The 16,087-nt window shown below is 44.4% G+C and carries 11 protein-coding genes and 1 other annotated feature (1 of these 12 running past the window's edge); of the genes, 3 read left to right on the top strand and 8 right to left on the bottom strand.

Annotation, left to right across the window (positions count from 1 at the left end):
* Positions 1–505 precede the first annotated feature (505 nt).
* A complete protein-coding gene (locus ABTV53_RS12785; RefSeq protein WP_433753386.1) occupies positions 506–1,741 on the bottom strand; it encodes an MDR family MFS transporter in 1,236 nt (411 codons plus the stop codon).
* Positions 1,742–2,069: 328 nt separating this feature from the next.
* Here ABTV53_RS12785 and ABTV53_RS12780 point away from each other — a divergent pair, with 328 nt between their 5' ends.
* Positions 2,070–3,836 (top strand): ABC transporter substrate-binding protein, encoded by a 1,767-nt coding sequence (locus tag ABTV53_RS12780; RefSeq protein WP_433753384.1) that lies wholly within the window; start codon positions 2,070–2,072, stop codon positions 3,834–3,836.
* 95 nt (positions 3,837–3,931) lie between these two features.
* On the opposite strand, the gene ABTV53_RS12775 is transcribed toward ABTV53_RS12780, so the two are convergent.
* The 5 genes from ABTV53_RS12775 to ABTV53_RS12755 form a co-directional block, all read right to left on the bottom strand.
* On the bottom strand, positions 3,932–6,559 hold the full coding sequence (locus tag ABTV53_RS12775; RefSeq protein ID WP_433753382.1) for a PAS domain S-box protein: 2,628 nt from the start codon (positions 6,557–6,559) through the stop codon (positions 3,932–3,934).
* Between the two features lie 269 nt (positions 6,560–6,828).
* Positions 6,829–9,210, bottom strand: a complete 2,382-nt coding sequence (locus ABTV53_RS12770) for a polyprenyl synthetase family protein (protein ID WP_433753380.1) — start codon at positions 9,208–9,210, stop codon at positions 6,829–6,831.
* 187 nt (positions 9,211–9,397) lie between these two features.
* Complete coding sequence (locus tag ABTV53_RS12765; RefSeq protein ID WP_433753379.1) at positions 9,398–10,195, bottom strand: sulfite exporter TauE/SafE family protein; 798 nt, start codon at positions 10,193–10,195, stop codon at positions 9,398–9,400.
* A 495-nt stretch (positions 10,196–10,690) separates the two neighbouring features.
* Positions 10,691–11,446: an SDR family NAD(P)-dependent oxidoreductase gene (locus ABTV53_RS12760; RefSeq protein ID WP_433753377.1), complete on the bottom strand. Its 756-nt coding sequence runs from the start codon at positions 11,444–11,446 to the stop codon at positions 10,691–10,693.
* Positions 11,447–11,492: 46 nt separating this feature from the next.
* Complete coding sequence (locus ABTV53_RS12755; protein ID WP_433753375.1) at positions 11,493–11,963, bottom strand: DUF6376 family protein; 471 nt, start codon at positions 11,961–11,963, stop codon at positions 11,493–11,495.
* A 141-nt stretch (positions 11,964–12,104) separates the two neighbouring features.
* On the opposite strand from ABTV53_RS12755, the gene ABTV53_RS12750 reads away from it, so the two are divergent.
* Positions 12,105–13,073 carry a bile acid:sodium symporter family protein gene (locus ABTV53_RS12750; RefSeq protein WP_433753374.1) on the top strand — a complete coding sequence of 323 codons (969 nt, stop codon included), beginning with the start codon at positions 12,105–12,107 and terminating at the stop codon, positions 13,071–13,073.
* 123 nt (positions 13,074–13,196) lie between these two features.
* Here the strand turns inward: ABTV53_RS12750 and ABTV53_RS12745 are convergent, their stop codons facing one another.
* Positions 13,197–14,048 (bottom strand): aldo/keto reductase, encoded by an 852-nt coding sequence (locus ABTV53_RS12745; RefSeq protein ID WP_433753372.1) that lies wholly within the window; start codon positions 14,046–14,048, stop codon positions 13,197–13,199.
* 170 nt (positions 14,049–14,218) lie between these two features.
* Here ABTV53_RS12745 and ABTV53_RS12740 point away from each other — a divergent pair, with 170 nt between their 5' ends.
* On the top strand, positions 14,219–14,737 hold the full coding sequence (locus ABTV53_RS12740; RefSeq protein ID WP_433753370.1) for a MerR family transcriptional regulator: 519 nt from the start codon (positions 14,219–14,221) through the stop codon (positions 14,735–14,737).
* 97 nt (positions 14,738–14,834) lie between these two features.
* Here the strand turns inward: ABTV53_RS12740 and asd are convergent, their stop codons facing one another.
* On the bottom strand, positions 14,835–15,920 hold the full coding sequence (gene asd, locus ABTV53_RS12735; protein WP_433753368.1) for an aspartate-semialdehyde dehydrogenase: 1,086 nt from the start codon (positions 15,918–15,920) through the stop codon (positions 14,835–14,837).
* Positions 15,921–16,037: 117 nt separating this feature from the next.
* Positions 16,038–16,087 (bottom strand) — a binding site (T-box leader); it runs 227 nt beyond the window's last position.

Below are 16,087 nucleotides of genomic sequence, written 5' to 3'. Positions count from 1 at the left end.
CATACATAATGACATTAATATCGGGATTTCCAACCCATAGTTGATATGTAGAACATATGTTGACCATTGTACATTCTCCTTTTTAACAAGTTAGTTTTTATGAAATAACGCTCCAAACGCTCCTTTCCATGTGAACGGATTGGTGGAATGCATGCAAAAAAGCCATAGATGAACTAATGTTCATCTACAGCTTGTAGCCAAAAGAGACCAGATGAAATGCAAAGCATTTCCCGTATCTCCTCTGCATCGCAATAATGATGAGCGTCCACGACAGAGGTGCACAAACATGACTGTCCCAACGCGATCATTGCAAAAAAATTGGATTAATGTCACTATGCTCATGCGTATTCAGTTATCGATTCGAAATCTGTATAGGCATAAACATAATCATCATCCCACCCGTTTCACATATTTGTTGTTTATTGTATTCGCTGATTCAAAATCCGTCAAGATAATTTTAACTGAATTGTTATTTAATTCATGTCATTAAACTTTTCAATTCTCGCTACATACTCAATGATGTAGGTTCTGTTTGCTTCTCTCTAACAACAAAACGTCTATGTGCGATCAGAAGAAAAGGCACTCCAAGTGCAGTTGTCAGCGCAATCGGTACAAAAACGGCCAGCCCATTCTCCGCTCCAAATTGACTTAACAACAATCCTCCCATGACAGGAGCAATAACACTACCGATATTGTTGAATCCAATGGTACCGAAATACGTTCCTTTCCATTCCGGCTTCGCAATCCGGTCGATGAGCATATCCATCATGGTGAACAACAGCACTTCCCCAATGGTAAATAGTATGACACTCACCATCATCATGAGTACACCTTCAGCGATTCCGAACATCATCAGACTGGTTGCAACCAGCAGGTTCCCCACAATCAGAGGAACAAGCGGTGGAAAGTTTCGGAATGTTCGCACTAGCGGATACTGAATAATCAATACGGTCACCGCATTCAGGGAGAGCATGTACGAGAACATCTGGCTTCCATTCTCAAAGATCGGGCTTCTCGCCAAGTACTGTGCCAACGTAGAACTAAAGTGCCCGTAACCCAGCACACAAAATGTGGTACCGATTAACACTGGAAGAAATACCCTGTCCCGACCAGTGGTCATAAGTGCTTCACGCAAACGTGGTGCGGTCGCCTGATGAGGCTCTGGCAGATTGGCATGCTGTAGCTTGAATTGCAGAAATAATACAAATCCATATGCTATGTATACCAAGCCGGAAATCACAAACGGAAACGTTGATTCAGATGATCCCAGTTGAAATCCGATAATTGGCCCAAAGACCACACCAAGATTAATGGCAGCATATCTGAGATTGAACACCAGCAATTTGTTCTGCGGAGAAGTAATATCCGATAACAGCGCTCTGGAGGTGGGCTCAAATACTGCACGGCATAATCCGTTTAACGTATTGGCAACAAAGAACACCCATAGATGCTCTGCTGCTGAAAAGATGAAAAACACACCTGCCCAGCTAAATACCGAGATTAACATCACGATTTTGCGACCGATCCGGTCCGAAATATAACCTCCATAAAAGCTGACCATTACACCTGCCAGCGAGCTTACGGCCACAGTAATACCGGTCTGGGTCGGTGTAGCCTCCAGTACACGTGTCAAATAGATGGATAGAAACGGGATACTCATTGACGTCACAAGACGTCCAAACATGGTTCCGATAATGATCGTCCATGCCAAGGGGTGAATTTGCCTTAAATATTGCTTCATGCGAACTTCTCCTATTCTTTCTAGATGCTTCAAAAGCGGACTTTTTGAAGTACTCTTCTAATACGTGTTCAAAAAGTTCGGTTTTCAGTACCGAGAAGATGGGATGAAGCTAGAAATGGAGTAGCGGAGCGTAGGGAAAACTACGTGAGCAACGGACATTTCGGCTGAATTCCATATTCGATGCTGATGATGCCTTTAGGCATCTTTCGTAATCAAAAGCGGACTTTTTGAACTACCTCTTCTAATGTATAATTGTAAGGATAAAAGGGGGAAGTAAAAGTGTAAACATATGATCACACTTTTCACCTTTAATAGAGGAGTCATGACCATGGATACCCTGCACACACACTTTATAAGGCTTGCCGGGGCCGAACAACTTTCATTCAAGCTCCATGAACCTGTAGCGGTAACAATCGATAGCCTGTCTGCCGCCTTATGCTGCACCCCTCGCAATGTGAAATTCATTCTTAGAAAATTGGAGGAACAAGGCTTCATCCACTGGCAACCCGGTCGTGGTCGTGGACACCATTCGGAGTTAACGATGCTGCGTAGCATGAATGAAGCGCTGGAAGCAAGTTTTACCGAACTTCTGGCTAAAGGCAAAATGAAAGATGCCATTGAACTCATCGGAACCGTTCAAATGCATGATTCACTACGAGAACAGCTCATGCTCTCCCTCCACCAACAGATGGGATTTCACGGCCACGATGAAACTGCCTCAGGTCAGGATATTTTGCGCATCATGAGGTCACGTCAGTTAGGTGATCTGGACCCAGCCTTTGTTTATACTGCATTTGAAACCTATCTGCTGAGCCAGGTCTGTAATACATTAATCACATATGATGCCAAGACGGAATCATTCCTGCCAGCATTGGCTCACATGTGGGAGTACAGTGAAGATCATCAATTATGGACCTTTTACCTCCGGAAAGGTGTACGTTTCCACAACGGCCGTGTCATGACATCCCGGGATGTCCATGCAACGTTGCAGCGATTAATTGATGTGCAGAGTCCGTCCATCTGGTTATATCGGGATATCGAACGTGCGGAAGTAGCTGGCGATTACTGCATCAAGTTTGTTCTACAACGTCCTAATCGCTTCTTCTTGCATCTGTTCAGTTGTATTCGTATGACGATCTTGCCCTACGATTACAATGTAGCCAGTACCTTGATAGGTACCGGTCCTTTTCAGATTACAGAGCAGAATGATGATGTGCTGGAACTTGCCGCTTTCGATGCATACTACGGCATCCGCCCACATCTGGATCAAGTGCATTTCTGGTTTGTGCCTGACCTGAGTCCGAATGATCGCTACTATGAGCTACCGGGCACAGACCGATTGAGCTTGGCAACAGGCTGTGATCAAACCAACAGCATCAATTATCCGGCGCTGGGTTGTCAGTATATGCTGTTTAATTTTCACAAGGAAGGCATCCATCATCATCCCCTCTTTCGGCAAGCCCTGCGTATTGTCTATGATTCGGTCGCACTTGTCAGAGATCTCGGCGGGAATCGGATTACACCAGCCAGCAGCTTCCTTCCCTGGAGAAGTGCAGCCCAAGACTGGTCAGCTGTCTCTCTTGAGCATGCTAGTGAATTGCTGCGTAACTGTGGATACCAGGGTGAGAAGATAACATTATCGTATAAGCATAATAAGGATTCAGACGTTGCGGAGTGGATTCAGTATCGTGCAGAGTCCATCGGTCTGAACATCAGCATGCGGGCCGTTGTGGATTATTTCAACTCTGAGGAAACCACGAACGCACAATTGATCCTCGCTGAAGAGATATTGGAGGAAGACTGGCAATACGGCATGATTCATTTTTTCAAAAACCAGTCCAATCATTTTCATATGTGTATGTCTCCTGCATTCCAATCTTTACTGGATGACAAACTGGATCATTTCGCAAAGCTTCATCGGGCAGAGCGTACAGTCCTCCTGGATGAAGCCGAAGCCTTGCTTCGTGATCACTGCTGGATCTTGCATGGCTGTCATATGAACAAACAGGCTGAACTGGATCAGAGCATCTTCGGCATGCAGATCGCTGAATTCGGTTATCTGGACATCTCCAAATTGTGGATCAAAAATCCGTAGAGATTTGTGCATAAACGCATCTCTGGAAGCAAAAAAAGCCGCTAGCCTATTTACGATAAGCTAGCGGCTCTATTGCCGATCCATTTTCAGTGCACTCAGAGATTATATTTGATGTAATAGGTCTCCAACGCTTGCATGATGGATTCGATTTTAATCGGTTTGCTGACATACGCATCCATGCCTGCCTTCAAGCATTTATCCATATCTCCTCTTAACGCATTTGCAGTTACCGCAATAATGTATGGACAACTCTCGGGGGGCAAAGAATTTTTAATCACTTTTGTTGCTTCGAATCCATTAAGCCTTGGCATGTGCACATCCATGAAGACAATATCATATGAATTGTGTTTGAGCGCCTCGACTGCCTCAACACCGTCCGCCACACGATCCACGAAGTGCCCTTTTTTCTCAGCGATTCTGCTAAGGACGAGCTGATTCACCTCATTGTCTTCTGCAATTAAAATCCGTAATGCTGATGTTCTGCTTTTCTTCTGCTGTTGATCCAACCTGTTGCTTTCTTCACCATTCTTTAATTTAAATTGGGCGGTAAATATAAATATTGTACCCGGTTCATCCGATTCCTCGATCCAGATCTCTCCATGCATAAGCTCCACCAATTTCTTACTAATGGCAAGACCAAGACCGGTACCTTGAGGTTTACGGGCCATAAAATTCTCCAGTTGGTAGAAAGGTTCAAATAATTGTTGTTTCCTCTCAGCCGGAATGCCAATGCCCGTATCCTTCACCCGAAAATAAAGCTGCACGTTATTGTCGCACTGCTCCTTAACTCCCACTTTAACTTCCACGCCGCCTTCTGAAGTGAATTTGACCGCGTTGCCGATGATATTGGTAAGTACCTGTTTAAGACGATAAGCATCGCCATACACCGGAATTGGAATAGCATCTTCTACGCACATATGAACATCCAGCTTTTTTTCACGAGCCAATGGTTTTACAATTTGCACCGTCTCGGTCACGATTTCAACGAGATCAAAAGGATCTTCTACCAGATCGGTTTTGCCTGATTCGATTTTGGAAAAATCAAGAATATCATTAATGATCGCGAGCAAGGAATCTCCACTCTTCTGGATGATTTCGATATATTCCTTTTGTTCCCCGCTAAGTCCAGGAGTATCCAGGAGCAAATCCGTCATCCCAATTACACCGTTCATCGGTGTGCGGATTTCATGACTCATCATCGCCAAAAATTCACTTTTAGCCTTATTCATTCTCTCCGCTGTCTCTTTGGCTACAAGCAGTTTTTTCTGCTCCGTAATATCCTTCGCAATCAGGTAAAACCCGACATTGGATTTATTAATAATGATTGGAGCAAGCGTAGCCAAGACTTCTGTTTCAGATCCATCCGTGTGCCGAACAGCGTTGATCTCCTTTTCAGCCATCTCATAATTACTGCCCAGAATCAGACCCAGATTACTGGCTCCGATAAATCTGCTAATGCTAGTGCCGATCATTTCAGCCACGGGACACCCTGTCATGTTCACCGCTACTGGATTTGCATTCATAATGTTACCATCCATGTTAAACGAGATAATGGCGTCATGATTGTATTTCTTAAGCGAAGTGTATCGCTCCACAGATTCCTGCAATTTAAATTCGATGCGTTTGCGTTCAGTAATATCCTGTAGTGTTCCGTTTAGCTGGATTGGCTGAAGATTCTCATCGAGCGTAATCAATCCGCGCAAGTGGAGATACTTCTCATTTCCATCAGAGCTGATGTGTTTGTATTCAAAATCGAGCGGTTCACCCTGTTTTACCCCTGTAATATGTTTTTGTAAGAAGGCTACATCTTCGGAATCCATAACATCAAAAACATCACTTACTTGATATGGCTTGCAGGTGCGTTCAAGTTCGAAAATCTCAAAGATCTGGTCTGAAAATGTAATGTGGTCTTTGACCATATCCCATTCCCAACTACCAATTAAGGCAATACGTTCAGCCTCAGCACTAATATCCTTTTGTTTTTTTCGCTCTGATATATCTCGTCCAATCGAAAGAATCTGCTGTTCATGGTCTGCATCACCAAAGACCTTGTATGTGGTTTCAAACCAAAGATAATGCCCGTCTTTATGGCGGATTCTAATATTCAACAGATTACCTTTCGTCAAGTCCATCTGAGAGATCCGTTCCAGATCTTGTGGGTGAAAATATGCATCATTATTTTGACCAATTACTTCTTCTGGCGAATAACCCAGTAAACCTTGAACTGAAGGTGAGCAGAATCGACAAACACCCTCCTGATCGGCAATATAGATGATCTCCTGAGCATGATCCGTAATAAGTTTGAACATCTCTTCAGTATGCAGAAGCTTTTGTTCAGACATTTTACGGTCAGTAATATCAACAATGTGGCAAATAAAGTAAATAGGTTCATCCGTAATTTCGCTACGAACTAATGAAACATGAAATGACGTCCATAAGATATCACCATTTCTATTGATGTAACGCTTTTCGTATTGATTCTCTTTTGAGTTCCCTTCAAGTAGTTCGTAACTACAGATCACATCTTGTGGTGAATCCTCCGGATGCGTAATATCCTGGTAACTGAGATCCATTAATTCATCACTTGTATACCCTAGCATACAGCAAAAAGCGGGGTTCACTTTCATCCATTGTCCTGTCGGAGCAACGAGTGCAATTCCAATAGGCGCTTGGTAATAGATCTGCTCGAACAATTCATGATGATCGACCTTTTGAACCTGCATTGTAAGCTCTCCTTTTGGTATATATACTTAGATAAAGATTGTCGAAATATAAATTTGAACTAATGTAATTTACTTCATAACAATTAATTCGTTTTAAAACCACAATACCTGCTTAGTACCCAGAAATTTAGCCGATGAAACAAATCTTTTCAAGAGATTTGTGTCTATACAATCAAACAAGGCCCGGAATCCATTCATATGGAATCCCGACCTTCGTCTTTATATATCATTATAAGTCATATGTTGTACGGAATCGCTAGAAAATTGAGTCAGCGCTCCCGCCCAACGAGATAATCCAATAGATGTCTCAAAAATGGAATAGTCTTCGGCATCTCGTTCAATGCTTCTGTAGCAAGACAATAATGCTCCCACATCGCTTTCTTCGCGCCTTCATCACCAAGAATAGACACAAAGGTTGAATTGTTGTTCCGCTCATCCTGACCTGCAGGTTTCCCAAGAATGAGGTGATTTCCCTCGAAATCCAGCAAGTCGTCCTTGATCTGGAAGGCGATCCCCGCATGATAAGCGAACTTTTTCAGCGTAGCCATCTCAGGTTCCTTCACTTGGGCAAGTATGGCTGGCATGATCAGGGCAGCTTCAAAGGCAATGCCTGTTTTGTAAAAACAGATCATGTTCAACTGCTCCAGCGTTAATGCCTTGCCTTTGGAGTTCAGATCCATCGCCTGCCCCATACACATATCCTCTGCTTTTTCAGCCGAATACTGAATGAGTTGGAGCACGGTCGCCGCATCAAAACGATCCAACGAGGATTGCTCTCCAATTGCCTTCTGAATGAGAAACAGACCGGTAAGCTCTGCTGTGGCGCTATTGTGTACCTGGTGCAGCGTGGATCGTCCACGTCTTGTCGATGCATTATCCTGCGTAGGCAGATCATCAAAGATCAGGGAAGCGGTGTGCATGTACTCCAGTGATCGTAGCAGCGGAACGATAGATGATTCAGGTAGACCATACTCGCGCACACCCATAACCCAAGTTAATATGGGGCGTAGCCTCTTTCCGTCTCCCTGCAAACTATAATTGGCTGCATCGATTAGCGTTTCTTTCATCTCATGCAGTCCGCCAGGCTTCGCAATCTGCAACTCCACATTAATCTGTTCGCGAACCGTTCGAATGGTCTGCTTGAACTCCTCTTTCTCCTGCTTATCATTTTTCAATTGAAGCACGACCTGATCCCGCAGCAATTTGTCGAGGAAATCAACGTCATCTGCTTTTCGCACCATCTGTTGAACCAGTTGATGGAATTCAGGCTGCCCTGAGGCAAAGATTGTCATCACTTCATCATATTTCTGCTGTCCCAACCGTTCTTTACAACGCTTCAGACCGTTTATAGCACGATCCAGTATGACCTCACGGGTCTTGGCGTCCGAGTTGTATACATCATGGATTAGGTAAGAGATGACTGCCCAATACAATTCATATGGATTAATCAGATCAGGGCGCAGGTCTCGGTACTTCAAATAGTACGTATACGGAGTTACTGCCCCTTCTTCCATATCGTCAAACATATCGGCAAAATCATCGGCCAGTTGATTATATATCCCGTAATAGAACGTCCGCAGATCAAATCCTTCATCCACTGGTGCACTGAGAACAGACCGGACGATTAAGCGGGAAGAAGAAGATTTGATAATAATCGGAATGTACAATTCTTCATTGCTATAATTCGCATTGGCTAATTTCTTGTTGCGATCGATCTCCTGAGACTGAAAGAACACATAGGATTGCTCTAAGAACATGCGCTGTTTCTCTGGATGCTGGTAGTCCTTAATGTACTCAAATGCTTCCCGAAGTTCGGAATGTACATATTCAATCACTTCAAGATTGCTGCCTTTCCACTCTCCCAGATCAGGGACGATCCCGGTAAGAAGTGCATCGCGTATCATCAGGGAATACTGTTCTTTTTCTTGATCAGTCAAAGCCTGTGAATCCAGCAAGTCATCCACAAATGGATATGTCAAACCATATGAATAACCAAGTCGGATCGCCGCATCAAATCTCCGGGCACGCTCTTCAGGTGATGTCTGCTCGTTCATCTCATCGTCCACATGAAGGACCACGCCGAGAATGATTTTGATGAGCTTTCGCTGTGCCTGCTCTGCATCCAGCTCCTTCGGGATGTTGGATGCCACGTTTTTTAATTTGTTCATCACCCAGATGACGGCCGTTTCAATGTGCTCCTTCTGTCCCCACCGGTACAACGCAGCCAGGCTGATATAATCAGACTGTCCTTTGCGCCCAGCGGCAGAGCCCATAAAGTATTTTTTGGTATTCTGGACAACGTGCTGAATCCGGGCCTGCGTATCTGGAGAATCGAGGGCTTGCCCCAGATCTCGCATATAAATATAGGAGATACTCCGATCAAGGTAATCATCCAACTTACCAGTCGTATTCAGCCAGTGGATATATCTATGAGCATCCCGGGGATCCGGTTTTCTTTTGCCAGGTGATAAAAGAGAAAGCCAGGCAAAACGATGAATATGTTTTTTTTGCCATACATGAATATCTTGAGTAAGTGCTGTCGTATACGTATTATCCATAAGCTGCTTACGAAGAGAAGTAAAATACTGAGATGCTTTCTGCTCAGCTAGCCGATATCCTGCATCAGCCTGTTCTGTAAGTACGTTATTCATAGGGTGGATACCTCAACTTCTATTAATGTTAAACATGTATCCATGAAAAGAGATGAGGTGCTCCATGGACGAAAACTGAACTCATTTGATGGTGTATCCAACGCTTCAGCTCATGTTCATAACCTTTATACGGTAATCCAACCGTTTGGTTACGAAATCGTCATTGTTCATTCCCATATACGTGATTTTACAAAATGGATGACCAGACTTTGACCGCTGTGATGGCGATAAGTGCGATTAAGGCATATCGAAGTACCCTCACATTGATCATCGAACTAACCCGTGAACCAAGGGATGCCCCCAGCAGGCTTCCGATCACCGTATAGATGATGGGTTCCATCGGAATGTCTCCACCTGTAATTTTCCCTATAACGCCGCCAATGGCGGAGATAAATACAATCGCCAGTGAAGAAGCAATCGTTGTTCGTACGGGGATGTTGAGAATCGTCAGCATGATGGGAATAAGGATAAAGGCACCACCCGCACCAACAATTCCTGATACAATGCCTACTGCAAAAGCAGTACCTGCTGCAATCCATCGGTTAAACACCAGTGGAGCTGAAGTATCAAGCTTTCCCTTTCCAGGAATCAGCATAAGCACAATCGCCATGATTGCCAGAATGCCATAGATCAGATTAATAACCCTTCCGTCCAGATGACCGGATATGAACCCGCCGATCAGACTGCCAACAAGAATGCTGGAGCCCATGTACAGCACTAATCCGCGGTGAACGATCGCCCCGCCACTTCTACCCTTTTTTACTTTTCTGCGGAATGCAATCACACCGGCAAGTGAAGCGAAAAACACTTGAAACATACTAATCGAAGACACCTGATGTGCTGAGAATGGCTCCAGTCCCATCCAGGATGGAACATATAACAGTAGCGGATAATTGATAATGGCCCCACCAATACCCAACAAACCGGAGAAAAATGAACCGACCAGACCCAGTATAAACATGATGATAAAAAGCAGAAGATCCATCGGTTATGCACTTCCTTTCGTGCAATATAAATCTCATCTCGATACCACTCAAAAGTGCTATACAAGGAGAATATTATCCGTTATAATAAAAACCAAGTAAATTAATCCGAAATGAGTGATTAAGCATGTTTAACGTGTTGAAGACTCTTTTTGAAAATAAATGTCCACAGTGCAACGAAAAATTACAAGTTCATAACGATGCGTTATGCTCGACCAAAACCTGTTCTCAATGTCATTACAAAGAAGAGAGTTATGGCTCTCTCGGCATTGTAATTGTCTATGACACCACAAAATGATAAAAAGCTGAAGCCTTGTTAATTGTATCACGATCTCTGGATTTTCGGGATAATTCGACAAACTTATTTCCATCTCATATGCCACGATTACTTTATAGAAAATACAAAAACGGTGCAAAACGAATAAATCGTTCTGCACCGTTTTTTTCTGTTTTTTGAGATGAGTTCCCTTCATCTTAAAAGGGTTACTTACTTTATTTTATTTGGTTTTGAAGCTGAGGAATCCATCATCTACAGCTACGGTTGTCCCGTTCACTGCACTTGCTGCATCACTGAACAGAAATGTAACCACACTGGCTACCTTTTCTGGTTGAATGAGCTCTCCACGCATATGTTGAGTAGCTAGTGCATCCTTCATGACTTTGTCATCACCCAGAATCGGTGTTTCGATAAAACCAGGGGCTACACCAACCACACGAATTCCATGCTCAGCAAGTTCCAATGCACCGGATTTGGACATCATAACAACAGCAGCCTTGGCTGCATTGTAGTTAAAGCTGCCTACTGCAGCAACACTTCCATAGATCGAAGCTGTATTTACAATGGTACCTTGTACATTCAATTCAACCATTTTTTTCGCGCTATAATACATACCGTAGTATACACTGTGCTGATCTACATCAATGACTCTATGATAGGATTCCGGGTCCATCTCCAAAAATGGCTTGACAAGTCCAATGCCTGCGTTATTGAAAATACCGCTTAACGTACCATATTGCTCTACGGTCCAGTCGATCAGGGCTTTGATCTCGTCCCCTTTGGATACGTCCACTTTGTACGCGCCCGCTGTTCCGCCTGCTGCTTCAATCTCTGCCGCAAGCTTCTTCGCTCCGTCTTCATTATAATCAGCGATAACAATAGTCGCACCTTGATCCGAAAGTTGAAGTGCTGTCTCTTTACCAATACCACTAGCTCCACCTGTAATAATGATTACTTTTCCATTGTGCTCCGTCATGACTCAGTTCTCCTTTAGTAAAATATATTTAGGTGCAGTTCTAAACTTATTCACCCTGAAGTCCGCTAAGCGGATCTCTCAGGTTGTTGATGTTGTTGATCAGTTCAGGAATGCCTGTCTTCTCCCAATTTTCTGCCGTAAAACCTTGCTCTGCAATTGTGTTCTCGAAATTGTCCACGACTTCTGTTAATTGCGTATTATAACTGACCAGATTCTCATGAATGCTCTCTCCTATTGCAGGAGCAGTCAACTGAGAAAATTCACTTGCTTCTGCTTGAATCAGATCGATTTTCTCCTGAATCTGAGTGGTTATCTCCGGATTGTTCACCGCACCCGATGCGAGCTCTTGCAGATCAGCGCCGGCGTTCGATACCTGTTCTATATAATCAGTAGCCCCAGTCACATAATTTAAACTTTGATTCGCTTGTTCCACGACAGAACAGGCCGAAATCAAAAGAATACTTGATGCGATAAGGCCTGTCATCATTAATGTGTGCTTTCTTATTCTTATAAACATGATCATCACCCCTTCTCCTATTCGGAATCCTTGTTCCAAGTCCATGATACCTGTTCCGACTGCTTCATTGCAAATGGGTCTGCAGCCAGCCTGATTAACATGTATAATAGTAAAATCACACGGTAAAGGGATGTCATGATTATGCTTCAAGCCCTGAATCAACGCTTGAACCGCATCATGCCACTGATTACCCCAATCAGCATTATTATTGGCGTGTTATGCGGGAGTTTTCTTTCTTCTTATACCTTTTTATCCCCTTGGCTCTTTGCGTTCATGACGTTCGCTGGAAGTATCAGTCTTGGGATACGGGATTTTGTAAACGTGCTGAAGAAGCCGTTTCCCTTGTTTGTATGTCTGTTTATTTTGCATTTGGCGATGCCTCTAATTGCTCTCGGTATGGGTCATCTGGTTTTCCCTACAGATGCTTACACCATAACGGGCCTTGTTCTGGCAGCCGTGATTCCGACAGGAATAAGTAGCTTCATCTGGGTCAGTATCTATCGGGGAAATATCGCACTTACGCTATCCATCATCCTGATTGATACCGTGCTTGCTCCTTTCGTAGTGCCGGGGGTGTTATCCCTGTTAATCGGCACCAGTGTTACACTGGACACAGTAGCCATGATGAACAGTCTGTTCTGGATGATTGTTGTGCCATCCCTGCTCGGTATGCTGCTGAATGAGTGGACTAAAGGCGCCATTGTCCCGGTCTGGGGACCAAGATTGAATCCATTATCCAAATTGTTCATGGCATCTGTGGTCGCGATTAACGGATCCGTCGTTGCGCCATACTTGGCTGATTTTAACTGGAAGCTCGCTGGACTTGCGGTCATCATTATTTTTCTGGCATCCTTCGGTTATGCACTAAGTTACTTCATTGCTCGATTGTTGGGCTGGAATGAGGCCGATCAGGTAGCTTTGGTGTTCAATGGAGGCATGCGTAATATCAGCGCTGGCGCAGTACTCGCTGTATCGTATTTCCCGCCACCTGTTGCCGTACCTGTCGTGCTTGGCATGGTATTCCAACAGATGCTTGCTTCCCTGACAGGTTACCTGCTCGGTCGTCGCTCGCAGCTTCTGCAAAAGTCGGATAAGACATCCGCGGCCTAACAACATACCGGAATGTAACAAACGCCGACATAACTGTCGGCGTTTTGCATTGTGTTGCTCTATTATTACTATTATTACTACAATGCTGCTGCGTTTCGTAAACCTGGTCCTTCGTTTCTGGTTTTACAAATCCACTTTCATATTACCGAGCATTTTGGCAACCTCCGGGTCATCAATCTTCATGAATAGACTTTCCTTGGTATCCAGCGTGGAAATGGTTGCGATCTCTTCCGAACTCAGTACAAAATCGAAAATATCAAAGTTCTCGATAAGCCGCTCTTTGCGTACCGATTTGGGAATAACAACGACGTCCCGCTGCACAAGCCAGCGCAGTACAACCTGGGCGATGGATTTGTTATGTTTACCCGCAATGGAGGCCAGCACTTCGTTACTGAATAGATTATTGCGACCTTCAGCGAAGGGTGACCATGACTGGTGTTGTATGCCCTGTTCTTTCATGAAAGCAGCACTGTCGACCTGTTGTTGAAAAGGATGTGTTTCGATCTGATTAATGGCAGGCACAATTTCGTTATGAACAATAAGGTCCATCAGACGGTCTGGCAGGAAGTTGCTGACGCCAATTGCCTTGATCTTGCCCTCGCGGTACAGTTCTTCCATAGCACGCCATGCGCCATAGTAATCACCAAAGGGCATGTGAATGAGGTACATATCCAGATAATCGAGCTGCAGCTTACTTAACGATTTGGCAAACGCCCGCTTGGCACTTTCATATCCAGCGTCCTGAATCCATAGCTTGGTCGTGATAAACAGTTCTTCCCGAGGAATACCACTGCGCTTGATCGCGCGTCCAACCGCTTCTTCGTTCAGGTATCCGGCGGCCGTATCAATTAAGCGGTAACCTGCCTTCAATGCTTCATATACCGTGTTCTCGCATTCATCAGCATCGGGAACTTGATACACACCAAAGCCGATGATCGGCATTTCCACTCCATTATTTAAAGTTACAGTTCGCATATTAACGCCTCCTAAGGTTCAATTGTGAATCGCAAGTCTTCGCGTATTGCTGAAATTCAGCAAAAAAGCAGTTATTCCACTTCCGTCCGACTTGCGTTACAATAACCCTAGCTCCTTCGTGTTACACGAAGTCAAGCGGTCTCCAATATTTTTTACAAGGAGGATTACATATGTATACGGTTCAGGATGCTGCCCAGCTTACGGGACTCACAGAGCACGCGGTACGATATTACACGGATAAAGGTTTGGTTCCAAGCATTCAACGCAATAAAAATAACATTCGTTTGTTTGATGAGGAATGCATCAACTGGCTACATGGCGTCAAATGCCTCAAACAGACTGGCTTACCGATTGAGAACATTAAAACGTACGTCGATCTCTGTCTTGAAGGGGATTCAACCGTTGCACAGCGATTCGCACTTATGATGGAGTACAAGGGAGCAGCGCTGATTCAGCTTGAAGAAGCCAAGAATCGTGTTGCTCATTTGGAAGAGAAAGCACGTCAATATCAGGCCATTTTGGAGCAACGTATCCCGGATATGACCAATCCTATTAATTGGGAGACCAAACGCAACGAAGAAGATAGTTGTCCAGCTTCTCGGTTAAAAAGTCGCATCCTACCTGAAACCGAAGCTTCGGGTCAATGCCCGGCAGCTGCTATGAAACAGCAAACGGGCATCGTATCTTAATCCTAAAACGCCGAAAATAGAAAAAACCATCAACAAGTGATGGTTTTCATCTCATTCTTCTTTTCAGAAATCTGTTGCTGCTCATAAATCTTTTAACTTATTTCGGTTGAATATACCCTTCAGCTTTGAGCAGTTCTGCGATCAGAACCGCACCACCTGCCGCTCCGCGGAGCGTATTGTGGGACAATCCAACGAATTTGTAATCATAGAGTGAATCTTCGCGAAGTCGGCCTGTGGATACACCCATTCCGCGTTCGATGTCACGATCCAATTTTGTCTGTGGTCTGTTCTCTTCTTCAAAATACGTAATGAATTGTTTTGGTGCACTTGGCAGAGCCAATTCCTGTGGGCGACCTTTGAACTGCAACCAACGCTCCAGAATTTCGTCTTTGCTTGGTTTTTTCTCGAAGTTTACAAACACGGTCGCCAGATGTCCATCCGTTACCGGAACACGAATACACTGTGTTGTAATTAATGGAGCAGAAGCTTTGACGATCTGATTGTTTTCAACGCTACCCCAGATCCGCAGTGGTTCCTGCTCACTCTTCTCTTCTTCGCCACCGATGTATGGAATGACATTATCGAGCATATCTGGCCAGTCCGTAAAGTTTTTACCTGCTCCCGAGATTGCTTGATACGTGGAAGCGACGACCTGAGTCGGGTTGAACTCACGCAAAGCGTGCAGTGCTGGCACATAGCTCTGAATGGAACAGTTTGGTTTTACGGCAATGAATCCGGTTTTCGTACCCAGACGGTTGCGTTGAGCTTCAATCACATCCAGATGTCCCGGGTTAATCTCAGGGATTACCATAGGTACATCTGCCGTCCAGCGGTGAGCCGAGTTGTTGGACACGACAGGTGTGCCTGTTTTGGCATAAGCCTCTTCGAGCGCTTGAATCTCATTTTTTTTCATATCAACCGCGCAGAAAATAAAATCAACCTGACTGGCAAATGCTTCGACCTGGGAAGCATCCTGAACAACGATTTTCTTCACAGCTTCCGGAATAGGAACTGCGAGTTTCCATCTGCCTTGTACGGATTCTTCATATGTTTTACCTGCCGAATTGGCGCTTGCAGAAATAGCTGTTACTTCAAACCATGGATGTTGATCGAGCAGGTCCACGAAACGCTGACCTACCATTCCCGTTCCTCCGACGATACCAACTTTCAATTTTGCTGACATTCAATCATCATTTCCTTTCGGTGTGAATTCCCTCTTATTAAACACTATTCAGGCGTTTCCAAAGCGTGTAGTCACTGCCCCGGAAAAACCAAAAAATCCCATCCCCAAGACAATAGTCTCAGGGACGAGATTGAACTCTCGTGGTACCACCCAGATTCGCCAATATG

It is taken from the genome of Paenibacillus amylolyticus (assembly GCF_050990605.1).
Lineage (GTDB): Bacteria > Bacillota > Bacilli > Paenibacillales > Paenibacillaceae > Paenibacillus > Paenibacillus amylolyticus_H.
Note: the sequence above shows the minus strand (reverse complement) of the source record. Positions and strands in the feature narration are given on the sequence as shown.